This window comes from Halorubrum aquaticum (genome assembly GCF_900113615.1).
Taxonomy (GTDB): domain Archaea; phylum Halobacteriota; class Halobacteria; order Halobacteriales; family Haloferacaceae; genus Halorubrum; species Halorubrum aquaticum.
Window position 1 is genome coordinate 146,569 of record NZ_FOPZ01000003.1, and the last position, 11,856, is coordinate 158,424.

15 protein-coding genes are annotated in these 11,856 nt (G+C 65.2%); 6 read left to right on the forward strand and 9 right to left on the reverse strand.

Annotated features, from left to right (window positions below; all coding sequences use genetic code 11):
- Positions 1 to 9: 9 nt before the first annotated feature.
- From F3H10_RS04075 to F3H10_RS04085, 3 genes are all read right to left on the reverse strand, one after another.
- Positions 10 to 513 carry a Tfx family DNA-binding protein gene (locus tag F3H10_RS04075; protein WP_149783563.1) on the reverse strand — a complete coding sequence of 168 codons (504 nt, stop codon included), beginning with the start codon at positions 511 to 513 and terminating at the stop codon, positions 10 to 12.
- A gap of 134 nt (positions 514 to 647) precedes the next feature.
- Complete coding sequence (locus tag F3H10_RS04080; protein ID WP_149783564.1) at positions 648 to 1,121, reverse strand: TRAM domain-containing protein; 474 nt, start codon at positions 1,119 to 1,121, stop codon at positions 648 to 650.
- A gap of 139 nt (positions 1,122 to 1,260) precedes the next feature.
- A complete protein-coding gene (locus F3H10_RS04085) occupies positions 1,261 to 1,608 on the reverse strand; it encodes a hypothetical protein (protein WP_149783565.1) in 348 nt (115 codons plus the stop codon).
- 108 nt (positions 1,609 to 1,716) lie between these two features.
- Between F3H10_RS04085 and F3H10_RS04090 the strand changes: the two genes are divergently transcribed.
- The 4 genes from F3H10_RS04090 (at position 1,717) to F3H10_RS04105 (ending at position 6,618) form a co-directional block, all read left to right on the forward strand.
- Positions 1,717 to 1,938 (forward strand): hypothetical protein, encoded by a 222-nt coding sequence (locus F3H10_RS04090; protein WP_142987540.1) that lies wholly within the window; start codon positions 1,717 to 1,719, stop codon positions 1,936 to 1,938.
- Complete coding sequence (locus F3H10_RS04095; protein WP_149783566.1) at positions 1,935 to 2,777, forward strand: BKACE family enzyme; 843 nt, start codon at positions 1,935 to 1,937, stop codon at positions 2,775 to 2,777. The genes F3H10_RS04090 and F3H10_RS04095 overlap by 4 nt, the downstream gene beginning before the upstream one ends.
- A gap of 124 nt (positions 2,778 to 2,901) precedes the next feature.
- Complete coding sequence (gene purL, locus F3H10_RS04100; protein WP_149783567.1) at positions 2,902 to 5,160, forward strand: phosphoribosylformylglycinamidine synthase subunit PurL; 2,259 nt, start codon at positions 2,902 to 2,904, stop codon at positions 5,158 to 5,160.
- A 216-nt stretch (positions 5,161 to 5,376) separates the two neighbouring features.
- A complete protein-coding gene (locus F3H10_RS04105) occupies positions 5,377 to 6,618 on the forward strand; it encodes an ABC transporter ATP-binding protein (RefSeq protein WP_149783568.1) in 1,242 nt (413 codons plus the stop codon).
- A gap of 43 nt (positions 6,619 to 6,661) precedes the next feature.
- On the opposite strand, the gene F3H10_RS15950 is transcribed toward F3H10_RS04105, so the two are convergent.
- Entirely contained in the window at positions 6,662 to 6,808 is a 147-nt protein-coding gene (locus F3H10_RS15950; protein WP_188127861.1) for a DUF7550 family protein, read from the reverse strand.
- A 113-nt stretch (positions 6,809 to 6,921) separates the two neighbouring features.
- Here F3H10_RS15950 and F3H10_RS04110 point away from each other — a divergent pair, with 113 nt between their 5' ends.
- Both F3H10_RS04110 and F3H10_RS04115 read left to right on the forward strand, forming a co-directional pair.
- A complete protein-coding gene (locus F3H10_RS04110) occupies positions 6,922 to 7,524 on the forward strand; it encodes a hypothetical protein (RefSeq protein WP_149783569.1) in 603 nt (200 codons plus the stop codon).
- Positions 7,502 to 7,768, forward strand: a complete 267-nt coding sequence (locus F3H10_RS04115) for a hypothetical protein (protein WP_149783570.1) — start codon at positions 7,502 to 7,504, stop codon at positions 7,766 to 7,768. The genes F3H10_RS04110 and F3H10_RS04115 overlap by 23 nt, the downstream gene beginning before the upstream one ends.
- Positions 7,769 to 7,778: 10 nt before the next feature.
- Here the strand turns inward: F3H10_RS04115 and F3H10_RS04120 are convergent, their stop codons facing one another.
- The 5 genes from F3H10_RS04120 to F3H10_RS04140 form a co-directional block, all read right to left on the reverse strand.
- Entirely contained in the window at positions 7,779 to 8,297 is a 519-nt protein-coding gene (locus F3H10_RS04120; protein ID WP_149783571.1) for a DUF3368 domain-containing protein, read from the reverse strand.
- Positions 8,294 to 8,584: a UPF0175 family protein gene (locus F3H10_RS04125; RefSeq protein WP_149783572.1), complete on the reverse strand. Its 291-nt coding sequence runs from the start codon at positions 8,582 to 8,584 to the stop codon at positions 8,294 to 8,296. The genes F3H10_RS04120 and F3H10_RS04125 overlap by 4 nt, the downstream gene beginning before the upstream one ends.
- A gap of 488 nt (positions 8,585 to 9,072) precedes the next feature.
- On the reverse strand, positions 9,073 to 9,636 hold the full coding sequence (locus F3H10_RS04130) for a DUF1102 domain-containing protein (RefSeq protein WP_149783573.1): 564 nt from the start codon (positions 9,634 to 9,636) through the stop codon (positions 9,073 to 9,075).
- 375 nt (positions 9,637 to 10,011) lie between these two features.
- Positions 10,012 to 10,989: a hypothetical protein gene (locus tag F3H10_RS04135; protein ID WP_149783574.1), complete on the reverse strand. Its 978-nt coding sequence runs from the start codon at positions 10,987 to 10,989 to the stop codon at positions 10,012 to 10,014.
- A gap of 159 nt (positions 10,990 to 11,148) precedes the next feature.
- Entirely contained in the window at positions 11,149 to 11,727 is a 579-nt protein-coding gene (locus F3H10_RS04140; protein WP_149783575.1) for a DUF7344 domain-containing protein, read from the reverse strand.
- Between the last annotated feature and the right edge of the window lie 129 nt (positions 11,728 to 11,856).

Genomic DNA, 11,856 nt, shown 5'->3' on the forward strand with positions numbered 1-11,856 from the left:
GCCGCCACGTCACCGCACCCGGATCCGGCCGTCGGCGGCGACCGTGACGAGCAGTCGCTCGCGGACCTCCCGGCCGTACACCGCGTCGCCGGCGCGCTCGCCGATCGTCTTCATCAGGTCCGGCGCGGTCTGGCTCACCTTCACGCCCGCCTCGTCGCAGGCGTCGTACACGCGTTTGGGCGCGTCGTAGAGGTCGGTTCCCTCCGGGATCTCGACGCGGACCGGCGCGGAGAGCGCCTCGGCGAACGCGACCGTCTCCTTCGCGCGCTCGACGTTGTCGCGCGCGCTCGCCTCGACGCTGGAGACGTTCGCGCGGGAGGTCCCGAGCCGGTCGGCGATGTCGGACTGGCGGAGCCCCCGCTCGCGGAGCGCGAGGACCTCGGCCTGCCGCTCGGTGAGCACGCTCGCGTCGGCGTCGAAGCCGGCACGCGCTAACAGTTCGGCGGCGTCGACGTCTCCCGCGTCGTCGACGTCTCCCGCGTCGCCAGCGGACGAGGCGTCGTCTGCGACCATGCTTCGGCCGACGAGACGGGCGGTGAAAAAACGGCGGTTTCGCCGGGGAACGGCGATCGATCGGATCGGGGACGGTTCGGGACCGGATCGGCGGCGTGTGGACTGTCCGTGGGGTGATCCGGCCCCGACCCGTCTCAGCTGCCCCAGAAGTTCTCGCGGCTGCCGAGCCGCTCGCGGTCGGTGCGGCTCGGGCGACCCTCGTCCTCGTCGTCCTCGTCGCCTCCCTCGCCGCGGTCGGCGTCGTCTCCCTCCTCTCCCTCCTCGTCGGGGTCGTCGGGGAGCCGCTCGATCACCTCCTGGGCGGTCGCGTGGCTGGATTTCACCCGGTGGATCGACACCACGGCGCGGGCGGGCGGGAGCAGCCCGTCGACGAGCACGATGAAGCCGTCGTCGGTGCGGCCGACGCCGGCTCCGCTCTCGTGGATGTCGTCGACCTCGACGACGACCTCCTCGCCGGGCTGGACCGGCTGCTGTTTGAGCTCGTAGATCGGCATGTCGTAGTGGTTACACCACTCGGCACCCCCCTTGTTGCCGTAGTGTTGACACCCCATGCCCTGGATCCGTTCGTCGAAACTGGGGCAGTCGTCGGCGAGTGGACAGTCCGCCATACAGTAGGTCAGACCGGCGGCGGTTGTAAACGTTTTCGACTCTCTCGACCTGAAACGACGAGAACGACCGGCTCGTTCGGGTGAAATTCCGGAGATCCGGGGTCCGCGGTTGCTCGTCGATCGGCGGTCCGGACGCCACTCACAGGAACTCGCGGACCTCGGAGTACCACATGTCGTGGTGGTCGACCGCGTCAAGCGCGTCCGCGACGTCGACGGCGATGGCGTGCCAGCAGCGCTCGGCCGGGTCCTCCGGGTCGAGGTTGTACGTCGCGTCCGCACAGTCACAGCCCCCGTCCTCGACGACGTACTCGTCCTCGTGGCCGACGACGACCGTGAAATCCCGATAGCGTTTCACCCGGCCCTCCCCGACCGCCTCGATCGCGCGCTTCCCGCGGTCGCCGTGTTCCTCGACGATCGCGGCGGCGATCGGCCCGGTGAGTTCGCCGGCCCGCTCGATCGCCGTCCGCCAGTCGTCGACCGGCTCCATGCCCCGTCCTTTTCGGGCGGCCGGTTAAATCCCGTCGGTGGCGCGGCCGAGCGGCGGAACGGCGTCTCCGGGGCGTGGTTTCAAGCCCCTCGTCCCCGATGACCGGGCATGAGCGAGACGTGTCCACACCTGGAGTACCGCGAGGAGGGCGACGGACGGTCCTTCGAGGTCGCCCGCGCGTTCTGTACCGTCACGGGGTCGTTCGTCCAACCGATGCGGGCCGACGTCTGTAACGCCCGGCACGGGCTCGACCCGGAAGCCGACTGCGAGTTCTACGTCGCGCCTGAGGCGGAGGCGGGCGTGGATATCGACGAGAACGAGGAGCGATGACCTACGCCGAGTACCTCGACAGGAAGCCGGTGGTTATCACCGCGGCGCTCACCGGGGGCGTCCACGGGAAGGAGGCGCATCCGGGCCTCCCGGAGACGCCCTCCGAGATCGCCGCGGCCGCGGCGGCCTGCGAGGCGGCGGGCGCGAGCGTCCTCCACCTCCACGCGCGCCGTGAGAACGGCGAGCGCGCGTTCTCGGCCGAGCGGTTTCAGGAGGTGACCGACGCGGTCCGCGAGGCGACCGACGACGTCGTCATTCAGCACTCGACGGGCGGCACCGCCGCCCCCGACGACCTCCGTCACGAGCCGCTCCGGACCGACCCCGCCCCGGAGATGGCGTCGCTCGACATGGGCCCGCTCAACCGTTACGAGCGGCTCACCTCGGAGAACACCCGCGGGCTCGTCTCGTCGCTCCACGACGAGATGCGGGATCGGGGGATCAAACCCGAACTGGAGGTGTTCAACGACGGCCACCTCAACGAGTCGCTCGCGATCCTCGAGGAGTTCGAGGAGCCGCCGTACCTCAACCTGCTCTTCGGCGGCGGGACCACGTCGCCGCCGCACCCGCGGAACCTCGTGAATCGGGTGGAGGCGCTCCCCGAGAGCGTCGAGTTCAACGTGATCGGGTTCGGCCCGCACCAGTTGCCGATGACGACGCAGTCGATGCTGCTCGGCGGGCACGTCCGGGTCGGGCTGGAGGACAACCGGTACTACGAGCGGGGGGAACTCGCGAGCAACGAGGACCTGGTCGCGCGGGCGGCGCGCATCGCGGAGGAGCTGGATCGCCCCGTGGCGACTCCCGAGGAGACGCGAGAGCTGCTCGGGTTGCGGGGTCGATAGCGACTTCCCGGAAGCGGTGGCGTCGCCGGCGCTTCGGCGGAGTCATCCGCGAAGACATCGCGACAATACCCACGAACGTGCGCATAGAAAAGCATTAGAACCGGCTCGATAACCACGTAAGTGAATGAGTCTGTCCGAGCCGGACCACGAGCTCGTCGCCGCGGAGCTCGGCCGGGAGCCGACGGCGGCCGAGGCCGCGCTGTTCGAGAACCTCTGGAGTGAACACTGCGCGTACCGCTCCTCGCGGCCCCTGCTGTCGGCCTTCGAGAGCGAGGGCGACCAGGTCGTCGTCGGCCCCGGCGACGACGCCGCCGTGCTCGCGCTGCCGACCCCCGAGGCGGCCGACGCGCCGGCCGGAGCGCGCGACGCCGACGACTACGGCGACACCTACGTCACGTTCGGCATCGAGAGCCACAACCACCCCTCCTACGTCGACCCGTTCGACGGCGCGGCCACCGGCGTCGGCGGCATCGTCCGCGACACGATGAGCATGGGCGCGTACCCGATCGCCCTGCTCGACTCGCTGTACTTCGGCGGCTTCGGGAGCGAGGAGTCGCGATACCTCTTCGAGGGCGTCGTCGAGGGGATCTCCCACTACGGCAACTGTATCGGCGTCCCCACGGTCGGCGGCAGCGTCGCCTTCCACGACGGCTACGAGGGCAACCCGCTCGTCAACGTCGCCTGCGTCGGCGTCACGAACGAGGACCGCCTCGTCACCGCGACCGCCGAGGAGCCCGGCAACGCCCTCGTGCTCGTCGGCAACGCGACCGGCCGCGACGGGCTGGGCGGGGCCTCCTTCGCGAGCGAGGACCTCGCCGAGGACGCCGAGACCGAGGACCGGCCCGCGGTCCAGGTCGGCGACCCCTACGCCGAAAAGCGGCTGATCGAGTGCAACGAGGCGCTCGTCGACGAGGACCTGATCGTCGCCGCGCGCGACCTCGGCGCGGCCGGGCTGGGCGGAGCCTCCTCCGAACTGGTCGCGAAGGGCGGGCTCGGCGCGTCGATCGACCTCGAGGCGGTCCACCAGCGCGAGCCGAACATGAACGCCCTGGAAATCCTCCTCGCCGAGAGCCAGGAGCGGATGTGTTACGAGGTCGACCCCGAAAACGTCGACCGCGTGCGCGACCTCGCGGAGCGGTTCGACCTCGGCTGTTCGGTCATCGGTGAGGTGACCGAGGGTAACTACGTCTGTACGTTCGAGGGCGAGACCGTCGTCGACGTCGACGCGGAGTTCCTCGCGGACGGCGCGCCGATGAACGACCTCCCCTCGACGGAGCCGGCCGAGCCCGACCACGATCTCCCGGATCCCGACCTCGAGGAGGCCTTCGAGGCGGTCGTCTCGGACCCCAACGCCGCCAGCAAGCGCTGGGTGTACCGGCAGTACGACCACGAGGTCGGGACGCGGACCGCGATGAAGCCCGGCGACGACGCCGCGATCGTCGCGATGCGCGAGGCGGCCACGGGCGCGACCCCGGACGATCCGGAGCCGGTCGACGACGGGAGCGGGGACGGTCGGAACGAGGACGATCGGCACGGGGACGCGACCGGCGTCGGGCTCGCGCTCTCCTCGGGCGCGAACCCCCGCTGGACGAGCGTCGCGCCCTACGACGGTGCGCGCGCGGTCGCACTGGAGAACGCGACGAACCTCGCGGCGAAGGGCGCGCTCCCCCTCGCCGCGGTCGACTGTCTGAACGGCGGAAACCCGGAGAAGCCGGAGGTGTACGGCGGCTTCGAGGCGATCGTCGACGGGCTCGCGGACGCGTGTGCCGCCCTCGATACCCCCGTCGTCGGCGGCAACGTCTCGCTGTACAACGACAGCGTCGAGGGGCCGATCCCGCCGACGCCGACGCTCGCGGTGCTCGGCACGCGCGCGGGCTACGACGCGCCGCCAGCCCGGCTCGACGGCGACGCCGCCGAGGACTCCGAACTCCTCCTCGTGGGGCACTCCGAGGCTGCACTCGGCGGCTCGGCGTACCTCGCGGCGGCCGGCGGGTCGGACCGCTTCCCGGCGTTGCCCGACGACCCCGCCGCGATCGTCTCGTCGCTCGCGGCGGTCGCGCGCCACGAGGCCACCCTCGCGAGCCACGACGTCAGCGACGGCGGGCTCGCGGTCGCGCTCGCGGAGCTCGTCGACGACGACGCGGGCGCGGACGTGACGCTGGCGGACCACGCGGCGGCCTTCGAGGAGACGCCCGGGCGGATCGTCGTCCAGACGACCGACCCGGAAGCGGTCGCCGATCTGGCCGGCGACCTCCCCGTGTTCCGGCTCGGCGACGTGACGGCGGACGGGACGCTGTCGCTGTCGGTCGGCGGGGAGTCGATCGCGGTCGACGCCGACTCGATCCGTGAACTCCGCGGCGTGATCGAGCGCGAGCTCGCCTGAACCGTCCGAACCCCCCGGATCGCCCGAACCGTCCGAATCGCCCGAACCGCCCGATATCCCCGGTCTCGCGTATCTCCCGCCGCTCGACGAGCCACACTCCAGTCACCGACCTCCTCGTGTCCTCCTCACGGGCCGCCGCGAGCGACACGCTTTTAGGTTCTCCTAAAATACATGACCCAACGACCGGACGCCGCTTCGATCGGCGTTCGAACTCACATGGCTCACTCACAAGGGACGGACTCACGACAGGTGACGGATCGCGCGCCCGGCGCGTCGTCCGCGTCGGCGACTGCCGAGGGGGCCGTCGCGGACGAGGCGGGTCCGCGTGACGACGGGTCGCAAGTGACCGACTCGGTCGAGGGCTCCTCCACCGAGGAGACCGGATCCGAGGCCGATTCCGTGTTGACGCTCTCGGACGTCTCGAAGGAGTTCGGCCCCGAGCGAGCCGTCGACGGGGTCTCACTCGACGTCCGATCGGGCGAGCTCCTCACCTTCCTCGGCCCGTCCGGGTGCGGGAAGACCACGACGCTCCGGATGATCGCGGGGCTCGAGGAGCCGACGGAGGGGTCGATCGCGCTCGCGGGCGAGACGGTGGCCGACGCGGACGCCGGAAACGCCTTCGTCGAGCCCGAGCGTCGCGACGTGGGGATCGTCTTCCAGAACTTCGCGCTCTTCCCGCACCTCTCCGTGCGCGAGAACATCGCGTTCGGGCTGAGCGACGCCGACGAGGCGGAGACGAGCGCCCGCGTCGACGAGCTGCTCGAACTCGTCGAGATGACCGACCACGGCGGGAAGACGCCCGACCAGCTCTCGGGCGGGCAGAAACAGCGGGTCGCGCTGGCCCGGTCGCTCGCGCCCGAGCCGGACGTGCTCCTCCTCGACGAGCCGTTCTCGAACCTCGACGTGCGCCTGCGCGTCGAGATGCGCGAGGAGGTCCGCCGCATCCTGAAGGCCGCGGGCGTCACCGCCGTCTCCGTCACCCACGACCAAGAGGAGGCGCTCTCCATCTCCGACCGCGTCGCCGTGATGAACGACGGCTCCATCGAGCAGGTCGGTCGCCCCGAGACCGTCTTCGAGCGGCCCGAGTCGAAGTTCGTCGCCTCCTTCCTCGGGCGGGCCTCCTTCCTCGAGGGGAGCCTCCGTGAGGGGCAGGTCGAGACCGGCGTCGGCCGGTTCAACGCCGCCACGCTGGAGGGGTACGACACGACCTACGACGGCGCGCCCGTCGACGTGCTCGTCCGGCCCGACGACCTGCGGGCGACGCCCGCCGACGAGGACGTCGCCGACGGCGTCGTCGTCTCCAGACAGTACGTCGGTCCCTCGTTCATCTACCGGGTCGAACTCGACTCCGGCGAGGCGGTCCACTGCCTGCACAACCACGTCGAGGAGTTCGAACTCGACCAGTCGGTGAGCATCGACCTCATCGCGGACCACCCGCTGGCGTGGTACCCGCGGTAGGTTCGAAAAGACGTTTCTCGACCGAGTCCTTGCTCGTCCGGCGTCAGATCAGCAGCGCCGGCAGCACGTACGCGAGGAGGAGCCCGATCAGGGTGACGGCCGCGCCGATGCCGACCTCGCGGCCCCCGAACTCCTGCATCGGGGCGGTCACGCGCTTGTCCGGGTCGGGCTCGTGGGAGTGGTCGTCCATGCTTGGGGGTGTGGCCGCCGGATACAAAAACGCATCTGAACGGGATCGACTTGGGAGCGTCAACGGTCTAGGGCGTCACGGAGGTTTATCGGCACTCGTCTCGACGAGCCGGTATGGGTGGCGTCGAACTCACCGACCGTGGACTCGTCGTCGATCGCGAGCCCAATCGCCTCGACGAGCTCGCGATCGGATTCTCTCGGGTCCTCTCACGGCTCGACGTCGACCACGTCTTCGTGGCGGGCTACGTCGCGATCCTCGCCGGACGGTCACGATCCACCGAGGACGTGGACGTGTTCATCGAGCGATGTTCGTCGGAACGGATCGACGAGCTCGTGGTTGAACTCGAACGCGACGGATACTGGGGTCCAGCCATGCCGCTCTCGGAGACGTACGGAAACCTCGCGAACGGAACGAACATCTGGGTCGCGCCGGACGGCGAGATGACCCCGCACTTGGAGGTGAAGTTCCCCGGTGACGAGTTCGATCATGCCTCCCTGGAGAACGCGATCGACGCACACGTCGGCGACGAAACGATCCCGATCGGGCCGTTGGAGCTTCAGATCGCGTACAAGCTCTCGCTCGGCGGCCGGACCGACCTCGAGGACGCCGCACATCTCTACACGGTGTTCGGAGAAACGCTTTCCACGCCTCGCCTCGAAGGCTGGGTGGAACGACTCGACGTCGAGGACCGCTATGACCGACTCACGAACGCCTGATGCCGACGACGACGGTCCCGAGCGACCGCCGCGCTACGAACAGGTGTTTCGCTGGGCGGAGTACATCGAGGAACACCCGCCGGAGGTGTGGGGCCCACAGCAGAACGCGGTCGTGAACGGGCAACTCGAGAGCGCGCAGGCCGTCGACGTGAGCGCCGAGGAGAAGGTACGGATCCGGGAATTCGCGGACGAGGTGTTGCGGGCGGAACGTGATGACGACGAGGACGGTGAGAACGAGGAGTAGATCGATCCGATCACTCGAACGACTCCATTTTCCGGACGATCCTCGTGTACAGGTCCGGAGCGACGTACCACCCGTGCTCGATCGTCGCGTCGATCGTCTCGCGCCCCCGATCGGGTGATAGCTCCCCGCGTTTCACCGCCGAGAGGACCACGTACGCGGTCCCGCGCGTCTCGATGCCCTCGACTTCCGCGGCCGATCGGCCCGCCGCCTCGTCCATCACCGCGACTGCGTCGCGCGCGTTGGCACACCCGAGCACCGAGACGTCGGCGTCGCTCAGGCCCGAATGCCGGTCCAGTCGCGTCGCGATCGCGGAGTCGTCGAGATCGACCTCGACGATCTCGAGATGTCCCTCCTCGACGGCCTGCTCGATCCGGCGCGCGTCATCGTAACCCGCCTCGATCCCCTCGGTCACCACCTCGTCGTACACCGGCTCCGGCACGAGCCGTGGTTCCGAAAGCGTCTCGACGATCGCCAGTCGCTCCGCCTTCGCGAGGTAGATCAGCGGAGTCGCGTCGAGGACCCAGCTCACAGGTCCTCGAGGTCGGTTTCGAGGTGGTCACTCGAGACCCACGCGGCGTCGGACTCTTCGACCAGATGCGTGAACTCCCAGACCGACAGGTCCGCGAGGTCGGCGGCCCTGGTGAGCGAGATCTCGCCGGCCGTGAACCGATCGAGAGCGCGTTCCCTCCGCCAGTCCTCGAGGCCCTCCGCGAGGAGCTTCCTGACCGCAGTGCTCCGATCGAGGCGCTCGGATTCGAGGTACGCCTCGAGTTCAGATTCGAGGTCTTCGGGGACTCGAGTGGAGATCGTGCCCATGATGTATGCTATGTGTACTATGTATTCATAGATTTCGACTCGGCGTTTATTACATACAGAAATAAGGCCTTGTTTAGACGCGGTGTGGATAGAGCGAAACAGCCTCTATCGAAGAAGAAAATCAAACTGAGAGCCTCTCACAGGCGGGTCCCGTTCAGTCAACATAGGCGCTAACCCACGTTCCGGGAGCGTCTAAACAAGGCTCAGAAATAATGTGTGCGATCAACAGGCCGAACCAGGATGGCGGCCGCACCGATAACGACCCCACGGCTGTCGAACCCCTACAGAGGAGCGGTCACGCGCCCGTTCGAGTCGGGTTCGTAAGAATGGTCGTCCATCTGTGGAGGTGGATACGGAGATCGTATAAGAATATCTGAAAGAATTTATAATTTCAAGAGCTAAATATTGAGTGTAATATAAAATAACCGAGTTTATTGCCATATTTATTTAAGAACCCCCCCCCACAATAGATTGTCTATATTAGTCGATCAGTTGTTATTTTGATCGCCGGGATCTTCGGCGTTAATCACGATGTTCCCCGACTCCCAACCGGCATTAACATTATCAGGTGTTTCAATTTTGACACCGATATTAACACCCTGCCCAGCGTTAGTCTGACCGTTCCAATCGCTATCGCGATTCATATTTTTCCCGTTAGTCCACGCTCCGTAAAATGTGAACGCACTTGAATTGTCCAGCCCACTCTTATCAATATCTATCGCGAGGGTATCCTCAGTTTGATTTCGAATCTGGAAGACATTATCAAAGTAGAGCGTAGAATCGGGATTGAGCCCATCACTTGACGAAAACGATCCACTATTGGAAGCCCCTTCAAAAGTCAGAGTAAGCTGTCCATTCTGATGCGAGGCGTACTCGGTATTTTCCAGCGAACTGTCGTCGATGTTCAAGCCCACTAGCCCATTATTATCGTTGACTACCGCAGCACTAACTGAACGGGTAGAACTCTGTGAACTAAGTGCTCCCGTTCCCACTGCAGCCGAACTACCCGTTGCCAATGCACCTGCGCCGATGATGAACTTGCGTCGTTCCATGGTTGGTCTACCTCTGTTGTCCGCACGCGACCCGCGTTCGGGGACACGAGACGTCTCGTGTCACCCGGGGTCGCTCTACTACACCCATGGGACGTATCCCATATCGTTATGAGTCAGCAGAAAGAATTCTGCGTCGTACTGAATTTCCTCTGGATCGGGCTGAAACGATTCTGAACACGCCTGAAGAGCGTTCAGGATCTACCTACGGATGACGATCATATCTCTGAGACCCTCTTACGACCACATTTGATTTCCATCTTATTGGGAATATTATATTTCTCTCCAGAATTGAGTTCTCTCTTCTCTATTTCAACAACTAACTGCTTCTCGATTCAGAACGACACACCGGATTACTGCCGCTCGACTCGACCCCGATCAGTCGTCAGTCACGAGCTGGTTGCCGAACGCCTGCTCAGCGCTCACCGTGTTTCCGTGCGTGACTACGTTGTCGTCATTCTTGTTAGATCTGACGAATACGCCGTCTATTCCGTCGATCTCGATTCCGACGATGGTTGGTCCGTTGTTCGGTTCTCCAAACTGTCGTAGATTGAGGGGACCGTTAACCGGAATCTCACCGGTCCAAGAAGTCCGCTCAATATTATCTGATGAATTTCCGTTTCCGTTTTGACGGAAGTAGGCTCTTGCCTTGAGCGTTCCATCACCTGTGGTCGTCTGTATCTGGGGATTTCCAGAATTCCCAGGGAACTTCACGCCAGAGATCAGATCTGTCGTGCTGATCGTTTCTCCGGTGATCGTGAACTCCCGCGTGTCTCCGAACAACTGCGCGGCGATTCCAGTACTCTCTACCCCTTTGAGAGTGACTGTCACCACCATGTCGACCTCTGTTCCCGACCCGATACCGTCCACTTCAGCAGTGATCCTCTCGTATCCACCGGGTCCAAATCCGTTTTCCGGTGTATCGATAGGATCCGGTTCCGTGGTCCCTTCTGTGATGTCCACGTGCTCGACGTCTTCGTACTCGTCTTCCTCGGAGTCGGGTAATTTTCGTTTTACCTCGTAACTCTCGCTGTCCAACACTCCATACCCTTGCTCTATCTGAACGCCGACCAATGAGATCTTCTGCTCTTTATTAAACCGACTTCTGACTTCGACGAGTGGAATCCGATCTCCGTTCTTTACTGAATCCCCGCTATTTGGAGCGTCTTCCGGGACGTACTGGTCGTCATTTGGTTCTCCCCTCGGGACGTAATACCCGACGAACGCCTCTCTATTACCCACTACGTCCACCGATACCCCACGCTCCGCTTCCATACTGCTGAACGCGCCGGTACCGACACCCATCGCGCCGGAGCTCGCGCCGCCGAGTAGTAAGATGAAGCGTCGTCGTTTCATATCGAAGTTCCCCCGTTACTCGCTCGAACGTGTTCCATACCCATCGTTATGCGCTACCGGAAGACCGGTACGGAGTGCTTGAATCCGATTCAGACCGTCGTCGCCACCCCGAGAACGACGCGCTTCGTCGGATCCTCGAGTTCTGCCTACCCGTCCGGTTCACTGGAGCTCCGGCGGCTCCTCCAGTTCCCCGACCTTCATCTCCGCGGTGTAGTACTTGTGCGCGATCGCGGAGAACGCGAACGCGACCACGATCGCCAAGGTCCACGCGAGCGGCGGCAGCAGGGTGAACGGCCACGCCCCCATCCACACCGCGGCCACGAGCGCGAGCGCGACCCCCGACAAGCCGAGGTAGTACTCGCTCCAGGGGATCTCCTTGCCCTCCACCACGTCCATGTAGAGGTCGATGTTCTCGAGCGCGTCGGTGGGCTCGACCACCCCGCGGTTCTTGTTGAAGTGGACGACGCCGGCGCGGTCCATCTTCGGAAGGTGCGACTGCTGGAGCGCGGTGTACACGCGCTTGCGGTCGCTGCCCGTGATCTCCGCCATGTCGACGTCGTTCTCCCAGGCCGCGATCTGCTCGGCCATCTCCCCGATCTCCATCGTCTCCTCCTCTCGTTTCAACAGATGCACCGCGAACCGTCGTCGCTGGTTCGCGAGCACGTCGTACAGCTCGTCGTCGGAAACGTCGATTCCGACGTCAGAGGGCCCCCCGTCGATCTGCTGTGCCGACGCCATTTCTGTCTGACATATAATATCCTGTCAACATAAATCCTCGGGTCGTGATAATTTAGTGAGGGTTCTCACAGCCCGAAAGGGAGGCACTACCGATTCTGGGAAAGCCGAAATTTCCGGCGATAGGCGGCT

Bases quoted from the DNA above. Each gene is read 5' to 3' on its own strand.
- F3H10_RS04075 (WP_149783563.1), bottom strand. From the start codon at position 513: ATGGTCGCAGACGACGCCTCGTCCGCTGGCGACGCGGGAGACGTCGAC.
- F3H10_RS04080 (WP_149783564.1), bottom strand. From the start codon at position 1,121: ATGGCGGACTGTCCACTCGCCGACGACTGCCCCAGTTTCGACGAACGG.
- F3H10_RS04085 (WP_149783565.1), bottom strand. From the start codon at position 1,608: ATGGAGCCGGTCGACGACTGGCGGACGGCGATCGAGCGGGCCGGCGAA.
- F3H10_RS04090 (WP_142987540.1), top strand. From the start codon at position 1,717: ATGAGCGAGACGTGTCCACACCTGGAGTACCGCGAGGAGGGCGACGGA.
- F3H10_RS04095 (WP_149783566.1), top strand. From the start codon at position 1,935: ATGACCTACGCCGAGTACCTCGACAGGAAGCCGGTGGTTATCACCGCG.
- purL (WP_149783567.1), top strand. From the start codon at position 2,902: ATGAGTCTGTCCGAGCCGGACCACGAGCTCGTCGCCGCGGAGCTCGGC.
- F3H10_RS04105 (WP_149783568.1), top strand. From the start codon at position 5,377: ATGGCTCACTCACAAGGGACGGACTCACGACAGGTGACGGATCGCGCG.
- F3H10_RS15950 (WP_188127861.1), bottom strand. From the start codon at position 6,808: ATGGACGACCACTCCCACGAGCCCGACCCGGACAAGCGCGTGACCGCC.
- F3H10_RS04110 (WP_149783569.1), top strand. From the start codon at position 6,922: ATGGGTGGCGTCGAACTCACCGACCGTGGACTCGTCGTCGATCGCGAG.
- F3H10_RS04115 (WP_149783570.1), top strand. From the start codon at position 7,502: ATGACCGACTCACGAACGCCTGATGCCGACGACGACGGTCCCGAGCGA.
- F3H10_RS04125 (WP_149783572.1), bottom strand. From the start codon at position 8,584: ATGGGCACGATCTCCACTCGAGTCCCCGAAGACCTCGAATCTGAACTC.
- F3H10_RS04130 (WP_149783573.1), bottom strand. From the start codon at position 9,636: ATGGAACGACGCAAGTTCATCATCGGCGCAGGTGCATTGGCAACGGGT.
- F3H10_RS04135 (WP_149783574.1), bottom strand. From the start codon at position 10,989: ATGAAACGACGACGCTTCATCTTACTACTCGGCGGCGCGAGCTCCGGC.
- F3H10_RS04140 (WP_149783575.1), bottom strand. From the start codon at position 11,727: ATGGCGTCGGCACAGCAGATCGACGGGGGGCCCTCTGACGTCGGAATC.